The organism is Rhodoferax sp., from assembly GCF_010365055.1.
Classification (GTDB): domain Bacteria; phylum Pseudomonadota; class Gammaproteobacteria; order Burkholderiales; family Burkholderiaceae_C; genus Rhodoferax.
The window spans coordinates 34,391-54,558 of record NZ_JAAFHA010000005.1 but is presented as its reverse complement, the minus strand read 5'-3'; the positions used below and the strand labels follow the sequence as shown (position 1 = coordinate 54,558).

Genomic DNA, 20,168 nt, shown 5'->3' with positions numbered 1-20,168 from the left:
TGGGTCAAAAACTAACGCCTTTGTGGCTCACGACTGCCGGATTCACTTGAGAGTGAATTACAGTCCTACCCGTGTACACTTTTTCAAGCACCCTCGCAGCAGCGGTGTATCAAGGGTATAGGAGACAAAATTGCAAGCTACCAATCTGGGCAATCCGGCTTATTTTCACAAAGTCGTTGACTGTCAATGGGCCTGTCCGGCTCACACCCCCGTTCCTGAATACATTCGTCTGATTGGTCAAGGGCGTTATACCGACGCCTACATGATCAACTGGGTGTCCAACGTGTTTCCAGGCATTCTCGGGCGCACCTGCGACCGTCCTTGCGAGCCCGCCTGCCGTCGTGGTCGGGTCGAGGAAAACAATGGTGTCAAGCCCGAGCCGGTGGCGATTTGTCGCCTCAAGCGCGTGGCTGCGGACAACAAGGATGATGTCAAGGCACGCATGCCGCAGGTGGCGCCGTCCAATGGCAAGCGTATTGCCTGTGTTGGCGCCGGGCCGGCATCGCTCACCGTGGCACGCGACCTCGCGCCGCTGGGCTACCAGGTGACCGTGTTTGAAGGCGAAGCCAAGGCCGGCGGCTTTGTGCGCACCCAAATCCCCCGTTTTCGGCTGCCGGAGTCTGTCATTGACGAAGAAACCGGCTACATCTTTGACCTGGGCGTCCAGTTCAAGAATAACCAGCGCATCGACTCCATGAAGGACTTGTTGACGCAGGGCTATGACGCGGTGTTTGTCGGCTGCGGCGCGCCTCGCGGGCGCGATCTGGATGCCCCTGGCCGCAAAGAGGCTGCTGCCAACATCCACCTCGGCATCGACTGGCTGGCTTCGGTTTCATTTGGCCACGTCACCAGTGTGGGACCACGTGTCATCGTGCTGGGCGGTGGTAACACGGCCATGGACTGCTGCCGCTCTGCGCGGCGTCTCGGCGGCACCGATGTCAAAGTGATCGTGCGCAGCGGGTTCGAGGAAATGAAAGCCTCGCCTTGGGAGAAAGAAGACGCGGTGCATGAAGGCATCCCGATCATCAACTACCACGTTCCCAAGGCTTATGAACACAAGGATGGCAAGCTTGTCGGTATGACTTTCGAGATCGTGAGCGCTGTCTATGACGAAAAGGGTCGTCGCTCTCTGGTTCCAACGGGCGCACCCGATGTGTTTTTCGAGTGTGACACCGTCCTCGTGGCGGTCGGTCAAGAAAACTCGTTCCACTGGATTGAGCGCGATTGCGGCATTGAATTTGACCGCTGGGGCTTGCCGGTGCTGGGAGAGAACACCTTCCAGTCCGGGATGCCCAAGGTTTTCTTCGGCGGCGACGCGGCCTACGGACCCAAAAACATCATCACGGCTGTGGCGCATGGGCACGAAGCCGCGGTGTCGATTGACCGGTTTCTCAATGGCGAGGCGGTTGATGTGCGCCCGGCACCGCGCACCAACCTGATGTCCCAGAAGATGGGCATTCACGAGTGGAGCTACAGCAACGATGTCTCGGGCGACAAACGTTTTGTCGTGCCTTGGGCCAAGGCCGAAGTGGCGCTGGCCAGCATCCGCGTGGAAGTGGAGTTGGGCTTTGATGCGGCGACGGCATTCAAGGAAGCCAGTCGTTGTCTGAACTGCGATGTGCAGACCGTGTTCAACCGCGACACCTGCATCGAGTGTGATGCCTGTGTCGATATCTGCCCCATGGACTGCATCACCTTCACCAGCAATGGTGACGAGGCCGATTTGCGTACGCGGCTGAAAGCCCCGGCGCACCATACGTCGCAAGACCTGTATGTCTCGGGCGAGCTCAAGACCGGGCGCGTCATGGTAAAGGACGAAGACGTCTGCCTGCACTGTGGTTTGTGTGCCGAACGTTGCCCAACCGGCGCCTGGGACATGCAGAAATTCTTGCTGAACACGACCCAGGCCGGTTCCGGGTGTCGTGACAGCCGCAAAGTACAAACGGAGGCCGCATGAAGCGCATTGAAGCCATTAACGATTTCGTCATTAAATTTGCCAATATCAACGGGTCTGGCTCGGCGTCTGCCAATGAGCTGTTTGCCAAGGCCGTGATGCGCATGGGCGTGCCGGTCAGTCCGCGCAACATTTTCCCCAGCAACATTCAGGGCATGCCAACCTGGTACGAAGCGCGGGTCTGCGAAAAGGGCTATCACGGACGTCGCGGTGGCGTCGACATGATGGTCGCCATGAATCCCCAGACCTGGGACGCGGACGTGGCCGAAATCGAGCCCGGTGGCTATCTTTTTTACGATAGCACGCGGCCCATTCCCGAGTCCAAGTTTCGCAAGGACGTGCAGGTCATCGGCGTTCCCCTGACCGAAATCAGCAATGCGGCGTATACCGAACCCCGGCAACGCCAGTTGTTCAAGAACATCATTTATGTGGGCGCACTGTCGGTGCTGCTCGACCTCGACGCCAGTGTCTTTGAAAAGCTCTTTGCCGAGCAGTTCAAGGGCAAGGAGCGGCTGCTTGAGTCCAATGTGCGCGCGATCCATCTGGGCCGCGACTACGTCAAACAGCATATGGAGGCGCCGCTGGGCATTCGGGTGCGCCGGTCTGACAAAGTGGGCGACCAGATTTTTACCGATGGCAACAGCGCGCTCGGTTTGGGTTGCGTCTACGGCGGCGCCACAGTCGCGGCCTGGTACCCGATCACGCCATCGTCCTCGGTGCCTGAGGCGTTCCAGAAATACTGCGACAAGTACCGTATTGATCCGGAAACCGGCCAACACAACTACGCGATTGTGCAGTGTGAGGACGAACTGGCGTCGATCGGCATGGCGATTGGCGCAGGTTGGAATGGGGCACGCTCTTTTACCGCCACCTCTGGCGCCGGCATATCGCTGATGACCGAGTTCCTTGGCCTGGCTTATTTTGCCGAGATTCCGGTCACGCTCATCAATGTGCAGCGCGGCGGCCCTTCCACCGGCATGCCCACGCGCACGCAGCAGTCTGATCTGCTCGCTTGCGCCTATGCGTCGCATGGCGACACCAAGCATGTGATGTTGTTTCCGCAAGACCCGCATGAGTGTTTTGAGCATGCAGCAACGGCACTTGACTTGGCAGACCGACTGCAAACGCCAATTTTTGTGATGTCCGATCTGGACATTGGCATGAATCAGCGTCTGTGCAAGCCTTTTGTCTGGGACGACGCGCGTGAGTACGATCGCGGCAAGGTCATGACCGCTGAAGAACTTGAAGCCGGCAAAGATTTTGGTCGGTATAAAGACGTTGACGGCGACGGCATTCCTTGGCGCACGCTGCCGGGTACGCATCCAAGTAAGGGTTCCTACTTTACGCGCGGCACGTCCAAGGATGCCTACGCCCGCTACTCCGAGAAGGGGCCGGATTACATCTACAACATGGAACGTCTGCTCAAGAAGTTCAAAACCGCCGCCGATCTGGTGCCGCAGCCTTTGCTGCGCAAGGCACCTCAGGCCACCCGTTTTGGTGTGATCTACTTTGGCTCCACCAGCCCGGCCATGCGCGAAGCGCTGGATGTGCTTGAAGAGCAGGGCGTGCATCTGGATGCCATGCGCCTGCTGGCATTTCCGTTCCCGGCCTCGGTGGATCGCTTCATTGCGGAGCATGACAAGGTGTTTGTGGTCGAGCAAAACCGTGATGCGCAAATGCGCTCGCTGCTGGTCAACGAGTTGGAGGTTGATCCCAAGCGCCTGGTCAAGGTGCTGCATTACGACGGCACGCCGATCACGGCGCGCTTTATCACCCAGGCCATCAGCAAGAACCTGAACGCGCTGGTCTCAGATTCTTCCATTACTTCCCTGCAAAAGGAGGTCGCATGACCTACATTGCCAAACCGCGGATGCATCATCCAGAACTGACCAAGAACAAGGTCGGTTACACCCGTCGCGACTACGAAGGCCCGGTTTCTACACTGTGTGCCGGCTGCGGCCACGACTCCATCTCCGCGGCCATTATTCAAGCCTGTTTTGAATTGGACATTGAGCCGCATCGGGTGGCCAAGTTGTCGGGCATTGGCTGCAGTTCCAAGACGCCTACTTATTTTCTGGGCGCTTCGCATGGCTTCAATACCGTGCACGGGCGCATGCCCTCCGTGTTGACGGGTGCCAATCTGGCTAACCGCGACTTGCTCTACCTGGGCGTGTCGGGCGATGGCGACTCTGCCTCCATTGGTTTAGGACAGTTCGCCAATGCCATGCGGCGCGGCGTGCGCATGGCCTACATTGTCGAGAACAACGGTGTTTATGGGCTGACCAAGGGGCAGTTTTCGCCCACGGCCGACCGCGGCTCCAAGAGTAAGAAAGGGGCCATCAACCGTGACAGCCCCGTCGATCTGGTTGGCTTGGCCCTGCAACTGGGCGCAACTTATGTGGCGCGCAGCTTCTCGGGCGACAAGGCGCAGCTGGTGCCCCTGATCAAGGGTGCGATCGAGCACGGTGGTGCGGCGTTCATTGACGTGATCAGTCCTTGCGTGACCTTCAACAACCATGGTGGCAGCACCAAGAGCTACGACTATGTGCGTGCGCACAATGAAGCGGTCAGCCGCATTGATTTCATCCCGCAGCACAGTCCCATCACGACCCAGTACGCGCCGGGCGAGGTGGTCGATGTCGAGCAACACGACGGCTCCACGTTGCGTCTGCGCAAGCTGCACACCGACTACGATCCGACTGACCGTTATGCGGCGCTCAGCTACATCAACGCGCACCAGGAACGCGGCGAAGTGGTCACAGGCCTGCTATACATCGATCCGCTGGCCGTTGATCTGCATGTGTCACAAAACACCAGCGACACGCCCCTGAACAAGTTTGGTGCCAAGCAACTGTGCCCGGGAGCTCAGGCGCTCGACAAGATCAACGCAGCCCTGCGCTGATGCTGGTCCGCACTTTCCCCTCTACTTTTTGAACAGGACGCAAATCATGACTGAACGCACTGTGTTTCAATCAATTCCACAACGCCATGTCGTGAGTCTTTTGCCGCAGGCCAGCGTGTGGGATGCCGCTTGCATCATGACCAAGGCCAACTGCGGCAGTATTTTGGTTATCGATGCGGCCGGGACGCTGCAAGGCATCCTGACCGAACGTGACTTGATGACCCGCGTGTTGGCCAAGGCGCTCGACCCGAAGTCCACGCCTGCGTCGGAGGTGATGACGCGCAACCCCATCAGCATCGTTCCTGAAATGAAAGTGGCCGAGGCCGTGGTGATCATGATCGAGCGTGGCTTTCGGCATTTGCCGATCATCAATGCGGCGGGCAAGATTCTTGGCGTCTTCTCGATTCGCGACGCCATGCCGCGCGAGCTTGGCAATGCCGTCAGCCTGGCCGAGTTCAATGATCAGGTCAACGACGCCCTGGGTTAGAGGGCCGTTTTTTCGTCACGCTTAGGGCTTGTTCACGGACAAGCCCCTATTGCACCAGGGGCGTGCTGGACGCCTCCAGGTCGACGCCGTTGATGAGCGCTTGCCCAGCCAATAGCTGCAAGTATTGACGCAAGGCGGTGACATAGGTCGTTTTCTTGAGTGACATCGCGACCGCGCCGCTGACAGCCTCGAACGGCCGCTCCTGCCCCGGCTCGCGTGCTAGCACTTCAACCACGTGCAAGCCAAAACGGCTGTGCACCAGTCGCGGCAGCACGCCCACCTCTTTGTTCCCAAAAATCTCCTTGGCAAACTCTGGGGCACAGTCTGCTGTGCCAAGCCATCCCAGTTGGCCGCCCTGCGCCCCGCTGGGGCAATTGGACAGCGTGCTGGCGGCCTTCGCAAATCTGTCTTCAGCGGCGCTGCCGTCATGACAACGCACGTCGAGCAAAGTGGTCTCGGCCCGGTTGCGCAGGGCCACCACATCGACGCCTTGGGTCACGGCGAACAGAATGTGCCTCACCTCGACGCGCTCGCCGGTGCTGTAGAGGCTCATGTGTGCGGCGTAATGGCGCCGGCACGCCTGCTCGGAGGGCTCTGGCATGGCCAGGCTCTGCTCCAGCAGGGCTTCAATCGCGCTGCTGGCGTCTTCGCTGAGCACGCCGTTGGTGGACAAGCTGTCGCCGGTCGGCAACAGGCCCTTCGCAATAGCCGCTTGGCGCAGCAATTCGGAGCAGGCGCGTTGTCGCAGTTCGTCGGCCGAGAGATTTTCGCCAGCCGCGTGCAATGCAAAGCCGTTGATGCTGGCAACTTCGGGTGTATCAAGCGTGTTGGTGGGCATGATTGACTCCTTAGACGCCAGCGTCGGGACGACGCGGCTGGTTATGGCCTGCCGGCACGTTCAGGCGACGGGCGCGAACCACCTGGTAGGGGCGGACCAAGTAGCCGACAACCGCAAAGCCACTCCAGACGTGCACCAGCCGGGTGAACGGAAAGATCAGGAAAATGCTCATGCCCAGGAACAGGTGAATCTTGAAGAGCATGCCAGCCCCGGCCAGAAACTCGACTGCGCCGGGACGCAAGGTCACGATGTGTTGCGCCCATTCGCCAAATGCCATCATCAAGCCGCCGTCCATGTGATTAGCCGACACGGCAATGGTCGCCAGACCCAGCGCAAACTGGAGCCACAACAGGAGCAGCAACACAATGTCACTGGTCTTGGAGTTGATGCGAATACGCGGCTCGAACAAGCGGCGGTGCAGCAGCAAGCTCACACCGATAAAGCCCAACGCTCCTGCGATGCCACCGGTGATCATGGCCATCAATTGTTTGTCACCAGCGCTGACAAAGCGCTCATAGACAAAGTGTGGCGTCAGCAGGCCCGCGAAGTGACCGAAGAAGAGAAACAAGATACCAATGTGAAACAGGTTGCTGCCCCAGCGCAACTGACCGGCTTTGAGCAACTGCGATGAGTCGCTCTTCCAGGTGTATTGGTCCCGGTCAAAGCGGATCAGGCTACCGAGCAGGAAAACTGTCAGGCAGATGTACGGATACAAGCCAAACAGAAAATTGTCGAGTGCATTCATAGTGAAACTCCTTGTGGCGTTGCGGTCTTCGCGCTGGTGTGAGCCGCATTTTTTTTGACAAAGTGAATGGGTTGGCTTTGTCCCGGCGCGGCCTGTCCTTTGGATGAGCAGCCGCCGAAGACCACCGGCTCTTCCCAAGCCGCGTCAAGGGCTTCATCGGGGACGACCTTGACGGCATGGGCTTTCTCTCCGGCCAGTTCCAGCAACGCACCCAGCACGCTGGCGTAGGCGCTGCTGCGTTGCTGCAAGGCATTGAAAATGGCGTTGAAGATATGGGCCATTTCGCCCAGGAAGGCGCGCGCCTCTTTGGGCGGCTGGGTGGAGACAAACTCAAGCACCACCGGCAGGTAGTCCGGCATTTCATCGGGACCCAGGTACAAGCCAGCCTTTTCATAGGTCTGTGCCAGGTCGATCATGGCCGGCCCGCGGTCGCGTGAATCACCGTGCACATGCTCGAACAGGTGCAGCGAGGTGGCGCGGCCCCGGTCGAAAATCTCCACGTACTGCGCTTCGATCTCCAGCGCATCGCTGCATGCCAGTGTCGTCATCAGTGCCTCCAGCTCGGCCAGGCGCTCAGCCGGGACCGTTCGGTCGGCGTGCAGCGCGGCGCGCAAGTCGCCGAGTTGGCTGCGCAACTGGGCGTCAGGGTAAGACAGCAGACGAGCCAGGACTCGCAGGCTGATAGACGCGTTGGGTAGGTTCGATAGCAGTCCCATGATTCAGACCTCCGCCTTGATGGGAATGGTGCGGCGCTTGCCGCTGCCAAAGAGACTGGTGTCGCTGGCGCCGTCCGAACAGCCATTGCCGAACGAGAAGCCGCAGCCGCCCCGCATGTCAAAGGTGTTTTCGGCGTATTCACGGTGGCTGGTTGGGATCACGAAGCGGTCTTCGTAATTGGCAATTGCCATCACGTGGTACATCTCTTCCACCTCCGCCTGGGTCATCTGGACTTGGTCCAGCGCCGCGGTGTTGATGCGGCCATCCACGTGCTTTTCGCGCTGGTAGGCGCGCATGGCGAGCATGCGCTCCAGGGCGCGTTCCACCGGCTGGGTGTCGCCCGCGGTCAGCATATTGGCCAAGTACTTGACCGGAATGCGCAACTGCTTGACATCCGGAATCTCACCGTTGGTGCCGAGGTGTCCGGCATTGGCCGCCGCGCTGATCGGGGAGAGCGGTGGTACATACCAGACCATCGGCAAGGTGCGGTACTCGGGGTGCAGCGGCAGCGCGACCTTCCAGTCGACCGCCATCTTGTACACCGGGCTCTTGCGTGCGGCTTCCATCCATTTGTCGGGAATACCGTCGATACGGGCCTGCTCGATCACCTTCGGGTCGTTCGGGTCGAGGAAGATATCAAGCTGCGCCTGGTACAGGTCACGGTCATGCTCGACGCTCGCGGCTTCCTGAATGCGGTCGGCGTCATAGAGCAGCACGCCCAGGTAACGAATACGCCCGACGCAGGTCTCCGAACACACGGTCGGCTGGCCGGCTTCAATGCGCGGATAGCAGAAGATGCATTTCTCGGCCTTGCCGCTTTTCCAGTTGTAGTAAATTTTCTTGTAGGGGCAGCCGCTCACGCACATGCGCCAGCCACGGCATTTGTCCTGGTCGATCAGCACAATGCCGTCTTCCTCGCGCTTGTAGATCGAGCCCGAGGGGCAGGACGCGACGCAGGCCGGGTTCAGGCAGTGCTCGCACAGCCTGGGCAGGTACATCATGAAGGTGTTTTCAAACTGGCCGTAAATGTCCTTCTGGATGTCGTCGAAATTCTTGTCCTTGCTGCGCTTGGAGAATTCGCCGCCGAGGATTTCTTCCCAGTTCGGACCCCACTCGATTTTTTCCATGCGCTGGCCGGTGATCAGGCTGCGCGGGCGCGCTGTCGGCACCGCTTTGGACTCCGGTGCCGATTGCAGATGGTCGTAGTCGAAGGTGAAGGGCTCGTAGTAATCGTCAATCTCGGGCATGTTGGGGTTGGCGAAGATGCGCATCAGCAGCTTCCACTTCGGTCCCTGGCGTGGCTCGATCTTGCCGTTCGCCTTGCGTACCCAACCGCCGTTCCACTTGTCCTGGTTTTCCCATTCCTTGGGGTAGCCGATGCCGGGCTTGGTTTCAACGTTGTTGAACCAGGCGTACTCCATGCCGGGGCGGCTGGTCCAGACGTTTTTGCAGGTGACGGAACAGGTGTGGCAACCAATGCACTTGTCCAGGTTCAACACCATGCCGATTTGCGCGCGTATTTTCATATTGATTCTCCAGATCTTTGTGGGACAGACCGCAGCTACGCGAAGCGAGCCAGCTCTGTCCTCAAACTGATTAGTTGTGGGCGGTGGTGGTAGCACTGGATTCATCGTCCAGCCAATCAATCTTGTTCATCTTGCGCACCACCACGAACTCGTCGCGGTTGGTGCCGATGGTTCCGTAGTAGTTGAAGCCGTAGCTGAACTGGGCGTAGCCGCCGATCATGTGGGTGGGTTTGAGCACAATGCGCGTCACCGAGTTGTGAATGCCGCCGCGGGCACCGGTAATCTCGGAGCCGGGGGTGTTGATGATCTTTTCCTGCGCGTGGTACATCATCACCATGCCGGGATTCACGCGCTGGCTGACGATAGCGCGCGCCGCGATGGCGCCGTTGATGTTGAACAACTCGATCCAGTCGTTGTCGACAATGCCGGCGCTCTTGGCGTCGTCTTCGCTGAGCCAGACCACCGGGCCGCCGCGGCTGAGCGTGAGCATCATCAGGTTATCAGTGTAAGTGGAGTGGATGCCCCACTTCTGGTGCGGCGTGATGAAATTCAGCGCAATTTCCTTGTTGCCGTTGGGCTTGATGCCCTGAATTTCGGACGTTGTTTTCAGGTCCACTGGTGGCCGGTAGCTGCTGAAACCCTCGCCAAAGGCGGTCATCCACGGGTGGTCCATGTAGAACTGCTGGCGCCCGGTGAGGGTGCGCCATGGGATGTACTCATGCACGTTGGTGTAGCCGGCGTTGTACGACACGGTTTCACTCTCGATGCCGCTCCAGGTCGGCGAGCTGATGATCTTGCGCGGCTGCGCCTGAATGTCGCGGAAGCGGATCTTCTCGTCCTCTCGGTGGATCGCCAAATGGGTGTGGTCCAGCCCGGTTTGTTTGCTCAGTGCTGCCCAGGCCTTGACGGCGACGTGGCCATTGGTCTCGGGTGCCAGTTGCAGCACGACTTCGCAGGCGTCGATGTCGGTGTCGATTTTTGGCATGCCGCAGGTAACGCCTTCGTCCGTCACCAGACCATTGAGCTCGCCCAGCTGCTTGACCTCGATCTGGGTGTTCCAGTTGATGCCCTTGCCGCCATTGCCGACCTTGTTCATCAGTGGCCCCAGGGCCGTGAATCGCTTGTAGACATTGGGGTAGTCGCGCTCCACCACCGTCATGTTGGGGCCGGTCTTGCCGGGGATCAGGTCAATCTCGCCACGTTTCCAGTCCTGCACGCCAAAGGGTTGTGCCAATTCAGCGGGAGAGTCGTGCATCAGGGGGGTGAGCACCATTTCGCGCTCGACACCCAGATGGCCAATACACACTTCGCTGAACTTCTTGGCAAAGCCCTTGTAGATATCCCAGTCGCTGCGTGATTGCCAGGCCGGGTCCACCGCGGTGGACAGCGGGTGGATAAAGGGATGCATGTCGCTGGTGTTGAGGTCGTTCTTCTCGTACCAAGTGGCCGTGGGCAGCACGATGTCGGAGTACAGGCAGGTCGTGCTCATGCGGAAGTCCAGCGTCACCAGCAAGTCCAGCTTGCCTTCGGGCGCCTGGTCGTGCCACACCACTTCGGTTGGCTTGGCTTCATCCTTGCCCAGGTCTTTACCCTGCACGCCATGGCTGGTGCCCAGCAGGTGCTTCAGGAAGTACTCGTGGCCCTTGCCGCTGGAGCCGATGATGTTGGAGCGCCAGACAAACATATTGCGTGGCCAGTTGGCGGGATGGTCGGGGTCTTCGCAGCTCATCTTGAGCGAGCCGTCTTTGAGGCCCTTGACGGCGTAGTCTTTAGCATCCATGCCGGCGGCGGTCGCATCGCGCACCACTTGCAACGGGTTGGTCTTGAGTTGCGGCGCAGACGGCAGCCAGCCCATGCGCTCGGCGCGCACGTTGTAGTCGATCATGCTGCCGGCGTACAGTTTTTTGTCGGCCAGCGGTGACAGCACTTCTTCCATGCCCAGCTTCTCATAGCGCCACTGGTCGGTGTGGGCGTAGAAGAAGCTGGTGGAGTTCATCTGCCGCGGTGGACGAATCCAGTCCAGCGCAAAGGCCAGTGCGGTCCAGCCGGTCTGGGGCCGCAGCTTTTCCTGGCCCACATAGTGCGCCCAGCCGCCACCGCTTTGGCCAATGCAGCCGCACATCATCAGCATGTTGATGACACCACGGTAATTCATGTCGGCGTGGTACCAATGGTTCATGGCAGCACCGATGATGACCATCGACTTGCCATGCGTCCTGTCGGCGTTGTCGGCAAACTGGCGCGCCACGGTGATGAGCTGTTCGCGCGGTGTGCCGGTGATGCGCTCTTGCCAGGCCGGCGTGTAAGGCGTGTCGTCGTTGAAGTCCTTGGCAGCGAGTTCGCCGGGAAGGCCGCGGGCGACACCATAGTTGGCGACCTGCAGGTCAAACACGGTGGCGACCAGCGCCTCACGCTGGTCGCCTTCCTTGCCCAGGGAAATGCGCTGCACCGGCACCGTGCGCACCAGCACATTGTTGGCCCCCGCACCGGTGGCGTTGTTCGGGAAGTGTTCGCTGACGATGCCGCCAAAGTAGGGGAAGCCCACCTTCGCGGTCTCTAGGCTGGGGTTTTCACCTTCCATCACCGACAGTTTGAGCTTCACCTCGCCGCCGTGGCGTGCTTCCTTGGCCTGCAGATTCCACTGGCCTTCGTCGGCCCGGCCGTCCGGGCCCCAGCGGAAACCGATGGCGCCGTTGGGTAGAACGACTTTGCCGGTGTCGTCAAAAGCGACGGTTTTCCACTCGGGGTTGTTGGCTTGCCCGAGCTTTCCATTGAAATCAGAGGCGCGCACATAGCGATCCGGCACCATGACGGTCTCACCACCGGGCAACTGATGTTCTTTGAGCATCACCAGCATCGGCATATCGGTGTAGCGGCGCACGTAGTCGTCGAAGTAGGCGCTGCGTGGCTTGCCGCCGTCGGGAAAGTAAAACTCCTTCAGGATGACATGGCCCATCGCCATCGCCACCGCAGCGTCGGTGCCCTGCTTGGGCTTCATCCAGATGTCGGACAGCTTGGCGACTTCGGAGTAGTCGGGTGTCACCGCCACTGTTTTGGTGCCTTTGTAGCGAACCTCGGTGAAAAAGTGCGCATCGGGTGTGCGGGTTTGCGGCACGTTCGAGCCCCAAGCAATGATGTAGCTCGAGTTGTACCAGTCGGCCGATTCGGGCACGTCGGTCTGTTCACCCCAGACTTGGGGAGAAGCCGGTGGCAAGTCGCAGTACCAGTCATAAAAGCTCATGCTGACGCCGCCGATCAGGCTCAAATAACGGCTGCCGGCCGCATAAGAGACCATCGACATGGCGGGAATGGGCGAGAAGCCGATGATGCGGTCCGGCCCGTGCTGCTTGATGGTGTAGACGTTGGCTGCCGCCACCATCTCATTGACTTCATCCCAGCTGGAGCGCACAAAGCCGCCCAGGCCGCGCACGCTCTGGTATTCCTTGCGCTTGGCGTCGGACTGGGCAATCGAGGCCCAGGCATCGACCGGGTCATTGGCGGTGCGCGCTTCGCGCCAGAGTTTGAGCAAACGCCCGCGCACCATCGGGTATTTGACCCGGTTGGCGCTGTACAGGTACCAGCTGTAGCTGGCGCCGCGCGAGCAACCGCGCGGCTCGTGGTTGGGCATGTCCCAGCGCGTGCGCGGGTAGTCGGTCTGCTGGGTTTCCCAGGTGACGATGCCGCCTTTGACGTAAATCTTCCAGGAGCAGGAACCGGTGCAGTTCACGCCGTGGGTGGAGCGCACGATCTTGTCGTGCGCCCAGCGGTCGCGGTAAGCGTCCTCCCAGGTGCGGTCTTCACCCGTGGTGACGCCGTGGTCGCCGGAGAAGGACTCCCGGGCTTGTGAAAAGTAACTGAGTCGATCCAGAAAATGGCTCATGGGATACCTCGTCAAAAAAAGAAAAAATTTATATAAAAACAGGCTCTATCCCCCGTCTATCATGCGCATGTAGCTATTAAATCAATAGCTAAATGATGCGATGAATGGCGGGCTTGCTGGCTTAGGGGTTCTTGATCTCCGAGCCTGCACGCAGGTAGAACCACCAGTTGAGCACCAGGCACAGCGCGTAGAACACGGCAAAGCCATACATCGCCATCTGCGGTGTGCCGGCCTTGATCTGGGCGCCAATCACCACGGGGGCGATAAAGGCGCCGTAAGCGGCCACGGCGGAAGTCCAGCCCAACACCGGGCCCGCCTGCTGGCGGTCAAAAATGACGCCAATGGTGCGGAAGGTGGAACCGTTGCCGATGCCGCTGGCAGCGAACAAGAGTACAAAGAGCCACATGAAGGTGGAGAAATACTGCTCGGGCGTGGCCGAGGCATAGGCTTGCATCATCACGTAGCCAACCGAGCCGGAGGCCCCGACCATCACCGCCGAGATCACCTGCGTCACGATCGAGCCGCCAACCTTGTCAGCGATCCAGCCGCCGACCGGGCGAATCAGGGCGCCGACGAAGGGACCGATCCAGGCGTAGGTCAATGCCGAGGGGGCATTCGGATTTTTCAGTGCATGCTGCATCACGCCAGCGGCATCAGGGATGTGGCTGACGCCGAAGATCACCGTGATGGACAGGGGAAGCGCCATCGAGAAGCCGATGAAGGAACCGAAGGTCACGATGTACAAGAGCGTCAACGACCAAGTGTGCTTGTTCTTGAAGATTTCAAACTGCTTGGCGATGTTGCCCTTCATCTCGCCAAACGCGGCAAGCTTCATGGCCGCCAGGGTAGCCACGATGGTCAACGGCAAGGCGATCCACATGTTGAGCAGACCCAGACCGGTTGGCGCGGGCAGGTACAAGTACAAGCCCAGGCCGCCAATGACAAAGGTAATGCCCCACAGGTAAAGGATCTTGCTGAACGCCTTCACCGTGCCGCCGTAGTTGGGTGACAGCGGCAACAGGTTGTTCATGCCAAACCAGGCAGCAATGACCAGCGGCAGCAAGATGGCGGCCCAGATGAAGCCGGCGTTCTGGATGAAGGTGGGGGTACCCGCCAGGATTTTGCCCATGATCCAGCCGCTGTCCTTGGTCAGCACCATGGAGCCGCCGCCGACCGCGCCAAACAGGCCGACCGTCATCACCAGCGGAATCAGCACTTGCATGGTGGTCACGCCGAAGTTACCCAGGCCGGCGTTGAGGCCCAGTCCCGTGCCCTGCAGGCGTTTGGGGAAGAAGCCGGTGATGTTGGACATGGAGCAGGCAAAGTTGCCCCCGCCAATACCTGACAAGAAGGCGCAGGCCTGAAACACCCACAGCGGGGTGTTCTTGTCTTGCAGCGCAATGCCGGTCCAGATTGCCGGAATGATCAGCAGCGCAGAGGTCAGGAAGATGGTGTTGCGCCCGCCCGAGAGTCGAATGAAGAACGAGGCCGGGATGCGCAGCGTGGCGCCCATCAGGCCGGCAATGGCGGTCAGGGTGAACATGTCTGCGGGCTTGAACGGAAAGCCCAGGTTGATCATCTGCACGGTGATGATGCCCCACATGGCCCACACCGCAAAGCCGCACAACAGGTTGGGGATTGATATCCACAGATTGCGGTTGGCAATGCGCTTGCCGGTGCTTTCCCAGAACTGCTCGTCTTCAGGGCGCCAGTCGGCAATGTCAACACCGGATTGCTTTTGATTGTTCATCGGGTTCTTTCAGTGAATGGGAAATCAGTTCGGCGCGGTCGATGGGCTGGCCTTGTTGCCCAGGTATTCGCTGCCCCGCACCTCGGTCCAGTACATCCAGATCAGCGACACCCAGACGATGCCGTACAGCAGCATGAAGGCGCTCGAGCGCATGCCCGTCAGGTCCATCAGGGCGCCGAACATGATGGGCAGCAAGAAGCCACCCATGCCACCGGCCAGACCGACAATGCCGCTGATGGCGCCGATGTTGTGCGTGTAGTCATCGCTGATGTACTTGAAGACACTGGCTTTGCCAAAAGCCCAGGCAACGCCCAGCGTGAACATCAAAATCGTGAACATATAGACGTTCAGGCCGATGTGAAAGGTTTTGGGCCCCGACGTGGTGGCGATCGTCAAGTCGGTTTGCGGGTAGCTGAGCAAGAACAGGCAGACCCAACTCACCCACAGCACCCACCAGGTCATGGAATGGGCGCCGTATTTGTCCGACAACCAGCCTCCGACCGCGCGCAGGATGCCCCCGGGCAAGGAAAAGCAAGCGGCCAGCAGGGCGGCGGTGCGAATGTCAAGCCCGAATTCGCCCACGTAGTACTGCACCATCCACAGCGACAAGGCGACATAGCCGCCAAACACGATGCTGTAGTACTGGCAGTATTTGAAAACTTTGGGGTCCTTGAGCGACTTGAGCTGGTTCATGAAGCTCACTTGTTTGGCCGCATGGTGCTCCGGGTCAGTGTGGCTGAACAGCCAGAACAGGATGACAGTGCCGAGCATGATGCCCGCATACACCTGCGGCACCATGGTCCAGCCAAAGCCCACCACCAGTGCCGGTGCCACAAACTTGTTGACGGCGGCGCCCGCATTGCCCATGCCAAAGATGCCCATCGCAAAACCCTGCTGGTTTTTCGGGAACCAGCGCGCTACATAGGGGGTTCCGACCGAAAATGACCCCCCCGCCAAGCCGACAAACAGGCCAATGACCAGGTAATGCCAGTAGGCGGTGGCGTAAGCCATGAGCCAGATGGCGGGTACGGTGCAAGCCATCAAAGTGGCAAACACAATGCGGCCGCCAAACTTGTCAGTCCAGATGCCCAGAGGCACGCGCACCAAGGAGCCGGTCAGCACCGGCATGGCCATCAACAAACCAAACTGGGTTGAGTTGAGGTCAAGTGCCTTCTTGATCGGAATGCCGATCACCGCAAACATCATCCACACCATGAAGCACACGGTGAAGGCGAATGTGCTCACAATCAGCACCGAGAGCGCTTGCCCTTTCTTGGTCATGTCGAAAACTCCTTTTTGGATTGACATGACTTTAGGTTTTGCGACCCTGCGACGCTATCCCTCTATGGAACAGGTTTTTATTGAAAATGGAACTATGCGCGATGCGACTCCCCTAGTTCTAAAGAACTAGGGGCAGCGGGTTTGCGGGTTTGGAAATGCGCCCGATTAAACTACCAATCGATGCACTTTTTAGTTGAATCTTCACAATAAAACAGGCTGTAGCCCCCGTCAATAATGAATAATGTGCTATAAAAATAGCAGTAACTTATTTGAAATCTCCGCCATGTCCAAAAGAGTTCTTATCAAAATCTTCGGCCGCCAGATGAACGGGTACGGCTCGGACAAGATAGCCGACGTGCTCCACGCCGCGCAAGGCGATGAGTCCACCGACAAAGTGGACAACATCGATGAAGCGGCCTCGTTGACCGGCATCACTTTCACGACCTCACCTCCTGGCCTTTGAAAATGCTGCAGAAATTTTCGTTCCGGCAACTGCTGGTGATCGCTTTTTTGCTGATTGCCGCTTTGCTGGGGGCGGCTTCGTTGCGCGCCCTGTTCACGCTGGAAGACCTCACGCTGCAAAGCCGCAACGGCGCGTCCCGATCGTTGGAGCTCAGCCGGCTCGCTCAGTCACTGAGCGAGCTCAGCGTTTCAATGGAACGCACATCGCGCCAGTCCGTGGTGCTGGACGACCGCGTCCTGCGCCTGCGCTTTTCCGACCAGGCACGCGAGGCCAGCGGCATCCTCGGCAGCCTGACAGCGCAAGGCCTGCCAGACGGCCCCAAACAGCAGTGGCAGACGCACCTGCAAGCTGCTGGCGTCCTGTTGACCGGCGCGCCCGAGACCGCGCTGGAGCGGGAACGCCAGATAGCCCAAAAGTTTCGCTCACTCGATCGTGTCAATTCGGCCATCGCGGTGCAGGTGCAAAAGACCATCCAGCAACGCAACCTGGCGCTGGAAACCAAGCTCGAAGAAAGCCGAAGTCACCTGGCGCAGCAGGTCACCTGGGCCATCGCGCTGGCGGTCGCCATGGCGCTGGCTTTCGGCATCTGGTTCACGGTGCCCCTGAAGCGGCTGGAACACGCCATCGTCGGCCTGGGTGAGAACCGGCTCGATCAGGTGATCGCCATTCGGGGGCCGGCCGACCTGGTCATGGTGGGGCAGCGGCTGAACTGGCTGCGCCTGCGACTGGTCGAGCTCGACGCCGACAAGTCACGCTTTTTGCGTCATATTTCCCATGAACTCAAGACCCCGCTGGCATCGCTGCGTGAAGGCGTGTCCCTGCTGGAGGACGGCGTGGCCGGCGAACTGAGCCATGAACAGAGTGAAATCGCGCAAATCCTGCGGCACAACACCGGTGTCTTGCAGGGCCAGATTGAAGACCTGCTGCGTTTTAATACAGCGGCGTTTGAGGCCCGCCAGTTGCACCGCCAGACCACCGACTTGCTGGAGCTGGTTGAAGCGCAGGTTGACGCGCAGCGTCTGCAATGGCGCGCCCGTGAGCTGTCGGTCACCGTCGTCGGCAAGCCGATCCTGGTGGCGCTGGACCCCGAAAAAATCGGCACGGTGCTGGCCAACCTGTTGTCCAATGCCATCCGCTACTCACCGCTGAAAGGCGAGATCCGCCTGGAGCTGAGTACACTGCCGGGCCTGGTCCGCATCGACATTCACGACCAGGGTGTGGGGGTGGCTGCGGCTGATCGCGAGCGGATTTTCGAGCCGTTTTACCGTGGCGAGCGCCAACCCAGCGACGTGGTGCGAGGCAGCGGCATTGGTCTGTCCATCGTGCACGAATATATTGCCGCGCACGGCGGCCGCATCGAGCTGCTGCCGGATCCAGTCGGTGCCCACTTCAGAATCGAGTTTCCTCATGTTTTTAAGTCCTGATTTTCGACATTCCCGTCGCCTGGTCCGTCTCGGTCTGGTGGCATCCATCGCTGTATCGGTGCTGGCGGGCGGCTGCGCTGGCCATTTCGGTCAGCGCGGTGACGACGCGACGGGCGCAACAGTCACGCCGTCTGCTGCCCCCAGACCCCAGCTCTGCCTGCCAGAGTCGCCGGCCAGCCCGGCCGCGCCGCTGGCGACTGACGCCGTCACACGCATGCTGGCCTATGCGGACCGGGTGCGCCGGCTGGCGCCGGCAGAGTTGAGCCAGGAAGTGATCCGGCTGGGCGACGCGGCCGGCCCGACCCAACAGCTGCAGCTGGCCTTGGCCCTGAGTCAGCTTCATCAGCTGAGCGAGCTGCTACGTGCCCAGGAACTGCTGGGACGCGTGCTGGCCAATGCCGATACCGAGGCGCAGACGCTGCATCCGCTGGCCGGCATGCTGGCCGCGCGCTACGGCGAGCAGCGCCGCGTGGAAGAACAGCTTGAGAAGCAAACGCAGCAGACACGCGACATGCAGCGCCGGCTGGATCAGACCAATGAGCGGCTGGAAGCACTCAAGGCGATCGAACGCAGCCTCACGAGCCGTCCGCCCGCAGCCAGCGTTCCGGCGCCGGGCAATCGTGGCACGCGCCCCCCAGCGCCATGAGCGATCTGCCCAGCCCCCCTGTCGCGCCGCCCACCGCGGTGCCTCCGGCACCCGGCCCCCATCTGCTGGTGGTTGACGACGACGCCGACATGCTGCGCCTGCTGACCATCCGGCTCACAGCGGCGGGCTACCGCGTGACGGCGGTCACCTCGGCCGAGGCCGCCATGACCCAGCTGCATATCGAACGGCCGCAGCTGGTGCTCAGTGACGTGCGTTTGCCGGGCCGCGACGGCCTGGCCCTGTTTGACGACATTCGCGCGCAACACCCCTCGTTGCCGGTTATTTTGCTGACCGCCCATGGCACGATTCCCGATGCGGTCCAGGCCACCGAGCGCGGTGTCTTCTCCTACCTGACCAAGCCCTTCGATGGGAAGAGTCTGCTCGACAAGATTGCGCAGGCGCTGTCGCTCAGCGCCCCGGCCCATTCGGCCAAGCCCGGCAGCCCGCAGGCGTGGCAGAACCAGATCATCAGCCGCTCCAGCCGCATGGCCGAAGTGCTGGCGGAAGCGCGCATGGTGGCGCAATCGGACGCCAGCGTGCTGCTGCGCGGCGAAAGCGGCACCGGCAAGGAACTGCTGGCCCGGGCGATTCACCAGGCCGGCTCGCGCGCCAGCAAACCCTTCATCGCGGTGAACTGCGGTGCCATTCCGGAGCCCTTGCTGGAGTCGGAGCTGTTTGGCCACGTCAAGGGTGCATTCACCGGCGCCGTGGCGAATCACATCGGGCTGTTTCAGGCGGCCGACGGTGGCACCCTGCTGCTCGATGAGATTGGCGACATGCCGTCTGCGCTGCAGGTCAAGCTGCTGCGCGTGCTGCAGGAGCACATGGTGCGGCCCTTGGGCTCGAGCCAGTCGATTCCCGTGGATGTGCGCATCATCTCGGCCACGCACCGCGACCTCGACCTGGCGATGGCTGAGGGCCAATTCCGCGCCGACCTGTATTACCGGCTCAATGTCGTCACCTTGACCTTGCCGCCGTTGTCCGAGCGGCGCGAGGACATCGCGCTGCTGGCCAACTATTTCTTGGTCAAATTGGCCGACAAATACAAAAAACGCCTGAGCGGATTCGCGCCCGAGGCCCTGATCGCCTTGACCACGGCCGCCTGGCCGGGCAATGTGCGCCAGCTCTACAACGTTGTGGAGCAGGTCTGCGCCCTGTCGACCTCGCCGCTGGTGCCGCTGGCCCTGGTTCAGCGTGCCCTGCGCTCGCCCAGCGTCGAGGTGCTGACCCTGGCCGAGGCCCGGCAACGCTTTGAGCGCGACTACCTAGTGGGCCTGCTCAAGCTCACCGACGGCAATGTGGCCGACGCCGCCCGTCTGGCCGACCGCAACCGGACCGAGTTTTACCGCTTGATGCAAAAGCACGGCCTGACGCCCGGGCTGTTCAAGGCCGACAGCAGCGGGCTAGCCTCACCCACCGTTTCAAGCTGAGTCGCTCACAGGCGACAGCCCTAAGCGCTTGATTTGAAAGGGATTTCAACTTAAGAGGCCGGATGTTGTCGCTATTCGGCGACAAAAACGCCGGTTTGCGCCGGATTCCGTCCAGTTTTCCGGGC

15 protein-coding genes are annotated in these 20,168 nt (G+C 60.4%); 8 read left to right on the top strand and 7 right to left on the bottom strand.

Annotation, left to right across the window (positions count from 1 at the left end; genetic code table 11):
* The first annotated feature begins 130 nt into the window (after nucleotides 1–130).
* The 4 genes from GZ093_RS02670 to GZ093_RS02655 are packed head-to-tail and all read left to right on the top strand — an operon-like array spanning nucleotide 131 to nucleotide 5,343.
* Complete coding sequence (locus GZ093_RS02670; protein ID WP_296481704.1) at nucleotides 131–1,957, top strand: FAD-dependent oxidoreductase; 1,827 nt, start codon at nucleotides 131–133, stop codon at nucleotides 1,955–1,957.
* Nucleotides 1,954–3,804, top strand: coding sequence for a 2-oxoacid:acceptor oxidoreductase subunit alpha (locus tag GZ093_RS02665; RefSeq protein WP_296481702.1), 1,851 nt, complete (start codon nucleotides 1,954–1,956; stop codon nucleotides 3,802–3,804). The genes GZ093_RS02670 and GZ093_RS02665 overlap by 4 nt, the downstream gene beginning before the upstream one ends.
* Complete coding sequence (locus GZ093_RS02660; protein WP_296481701.1) at nucleotides 3,801–4,856, top strand: 2-oxoacid:ferredoxin oxidoreductase subunit beta; 1,056 nt, start codon at nucleotides 3,801–3,803, stop codon at nucleotides 4,854–4,856. The genes GZ093_RS02665 and GZ093_RS02660 overlap by 4 nt, the downstream gene beginning before the upstream one ends.
* A gap of 46 nt (nucleotides 4,857–4,902) precedes the next feature.
* Nucleotides 4,903–5,343, top strand: a complete 441-nt coding sequence (locus tag GZ093_RS02655; protein ID WP_296481698.1) for a CBS domain-containing protein — start codon at nucleotides 4,903–4,905, stop codon at nucleotides 5,341–5,343.
* Nucleotides 5,344–5,389: 46 nt separating this feature from the next.
* On the opposite strand, the gene GZ093_RS02650 is transcribed toward GZ093_RS02655, so the two are convergent.
* From GZ093_RS02650 to GZ093_RS02620, 7 genes are all read right to left on the bottom strand, one after another.
* Nucleotides 5,390–6,181: a peptidylprolyl isomerase gene (locus tag GZ093_RS02650; RefSeq protein ID WP_296481696.1), complete on the bottom strand. Its 792-nt coding sequence runs from the start codon at nucleotides 6,179–6,181 to the stop codon at nucleotides 5,390–5,392.
* 10 nt (nucleotides 6,182–6,191) lie between these two features.
* On the bottom strand, nucleotides 6,192–6,926 hold the full coding sequence (gene narI / locus GZ093_RS02645) for a respiratory nitrate reductase subunit gamma (RefSeq protein ID WP_296481694.1): 735 nt from the start codon (nucleotides 6,924–6,926) through the stop codon (nucleotides 6,192–6,194).
* A complete protein-coding gene (gene narJ, locus GZ093_RS02640) occupies nucleotides 6,923–7,642 on the bottom strand; it encodes a nitrate reductase molybdenum cofactor assembly chaperone (RefSeq protein ID WP_296481693.1) in 720 nt (239 codons plus the stop codon). The genes narI and narJ overlap by 4 nt, the downstream gene beginning before the upstream one ends.
* A 3-nt stretch (nucleotides 7,643–7,645) precedes the next feature.
* Entirely contained in the window at nucleotides 7,646–9,169 is a 1,524-nt protein-coding gene (narH, locus tag GZ093_RS02635) for a nitrate reductase subunit beta (protein ID WP_296481692.1), read from the bottom strand.
* Nucleotides 9,170–9,239: 70 nt separating this feature from the next.
* Nucleotides 9,240–13,049, bottom strand: a complete 3,810-nt coding sequence (locus GZ093_RS02630) for a nitrate reductase subunit alpha (RefSeq protein ID WP_296481690.1) — start codon at nucleotides 13,047–13,049, stop codon at nucleotides 9,240–9,242.
* Between the two features lie 121 nt (nucleotides 13,050–13,170).
* Nucleotides 13,171–14,799: an antiporter gene (locus GZ093_RS02625; RefSeq protein WP_296481687.1), complete on the bottom strand. Its 1,629-nt coding sequence runs from the start codon at nucleotides 14,797–14,799 to the stop codon at nucleotides 13,171–13,173.
* A 24-nt stretch (nucleotides 14,800–14,823) separates the two neighbouring features.
* Nucleotides 14,824–16,080 (bottom strand): nitrate/nitrite transporter, encoded by a 1,257-nt coding sequence (locus tag GZ093_RS02620; protein WP_296481685.1) that lies wholly within the window; start codon nucleotides 16,078–16,080, stop codon nucleotides 14,824–14,826.
* Nucleotides 16,081–16,363: 283 nt separating this feature from the next.
* Here GZ093_RS02620 and GZ093_RS02615 point away from each other — a divergent pair, with 283 nt between their 5' ends.
* The 4 genes from GZ093_RS02615 to GZ093_RS02600 are packed head-to-tail and all read left to right on the top strand — an operon-like array spanning nucleotide 16,364 to nucleotide 20,043.
* A complete protein-coding gene (locus GZ093_RS02615) occupies nucleotides 16,364–16,543 on the top strand; it encodes a hypothetical protein (protein ID WP_296481779.1) in 180 nt (59 codons plus the stop codon).
* Between the two features lie 2 nt (nucleotides 16,544–16,545).
* Complete coding sequence (locus GZ093_RS02610) at nucleotides 16,546–17,967, top strand: HAMP domain-containing sensor histidine kinase (RefSeq protein ID WP_296481683.1); 1,422 nt, start codon at nucleotides 16,546–16,548, stop codon at nucleotides 17,965–17,967.
* Nucleotides 17,951–18,613, top strand: coding sequence for a hypothetical protein (locus GZ093_RS02605; protein ID WP_296481679.1), 663 nt, complete (start codon nucleotides 17,951–17,953; stop codon nucleotides 18,611–18,613). Before GZ093_RS02610 ends, GZ093_RS02605 begins: the two co-directional genes overlap by 17 nt.
* Nucleotides 18,610–20,043: a sigma 54-interacting transcriptional regulator gene (locus GZ093_RS02600; protein WP_296481677.1), complete on the top strand. Its 1,434-nt coding sequence runs from the start codon at nucleotides 18,610–18,612 to the stop codon at nucleotides 20,041–20,043. Before GZ093_RS02605 ends, GZ093_RS02600 begins: the two co-directional genes overlap by 4 nt.
* The last annotated feature ends 125 nt before the right edge of the window (nucleotides 20,044–20,168 follow it).

What these genes read in the sequence shown, in the direction of transcription:
- GZ093_RS02665 (WP_296481702.1), top strand. Translation starts at nt 1,954, where the DNA reads ATGAAGCGCATTGAAGCCATTAACGATTTCGTCATTAAATTTGCCAAT.
- GZ093_RS02660 (WP_296481701.1), top strand. Translation starts at nt 3,801, where the DNA reads ATGACCTACATTGCCAAACCGCGGATGCATCATCCAGAACTGACCAAG.
- GZ093_RS02655 (WP_296481698.1), top strand. Translation starts at nt 4,903, where the DNA reads ATGACTGAACGCACTGTGTTTCAATCAATTCCACAACGCCATGTCGTG.
- GZ093_RS02650 (WP_296481696.1), bottom strand. Translation starts at nt 6,181, where the DNA reads ATGCCCACCAACACGCTTGATACACCCGAAGTTGCCAGCATCAACGGC.
- narI (WP_296481694.1), bottom strand. Translation starts at nt 6,926, where the DNA reads ATGAATGCACTCGACAATTTTCTGTTTGGCTTGTATCCGTACATCTGC.
- narJ (WP_296481693.1), bottom strand. Translation starts at nt 7,642, where the DNA reads ATGGGACTGCTATCGAACCTACCCAACGCGTCTATCAGCCTGCGAGTC.
- narH (WP_296481692.1), bottom strand. Translation starts at nt 9,169, where the DNA reads ATGAAAATACGCGCGCAAATCGGCATGGTGTTGAACCTGGACAAGTGC.
- GZ093_RS02630 (WP_296481690.1), bottom strand. Translation starts at nt 13,049, where the DNA reads ATGAGCCATTTTCTGGATCGACTCAGTTACTTTTCACAAGCCCGGGAG.
- GZ093_RS02625 (WP_296481687.1), bottom strand. Translation starts at nt 14,799, where the DNA reads ATGAACAATCAAAAGCAATCCGGTGTTGACATTGCCGACTGGCGCCCT.
- GZ093_RS02620 (WP_296481685.1), bottom strand. Translation starts at nt 16,080, where the DNA reads ATGACCAAGAAAGGGCAAGCGCTCTCGGTGCTGATTGTGAGCACATTC.
- GZ093_RS02615 (WP_296481779.1), top strand. Translation starts at nt 16,364, where the DNA reads ATGTCCAAAAGAGTTCTTATCAAAATCTTCGGCCGCCAGATGAACGGG.
- GZ093_RS02610 (WP_296481683.1), top strand. Translation starts at nt 16,546, where the DNA reads ATGCTGCAGAAATTTTCGTTCCGGCAACTGCTGGTGATCGCTTTTTTG.
- GZ093_RS02605 (WP_296481679.1), top strand. Translation starts at nt 17,951, where the DNA reads ATGTTTTTAAGTCCTGATTTTCGACATTCCCGTCGCCTGGTCCGTCTC.
- GZ093_RS02600 (WP_296481677.1), top strand. Translation starts at nt 18,610, where the DNA reads ATGAGCGATCTGCCCAGCCCCCCTGTCGCGCCGCCCACCGCGGTGCCT.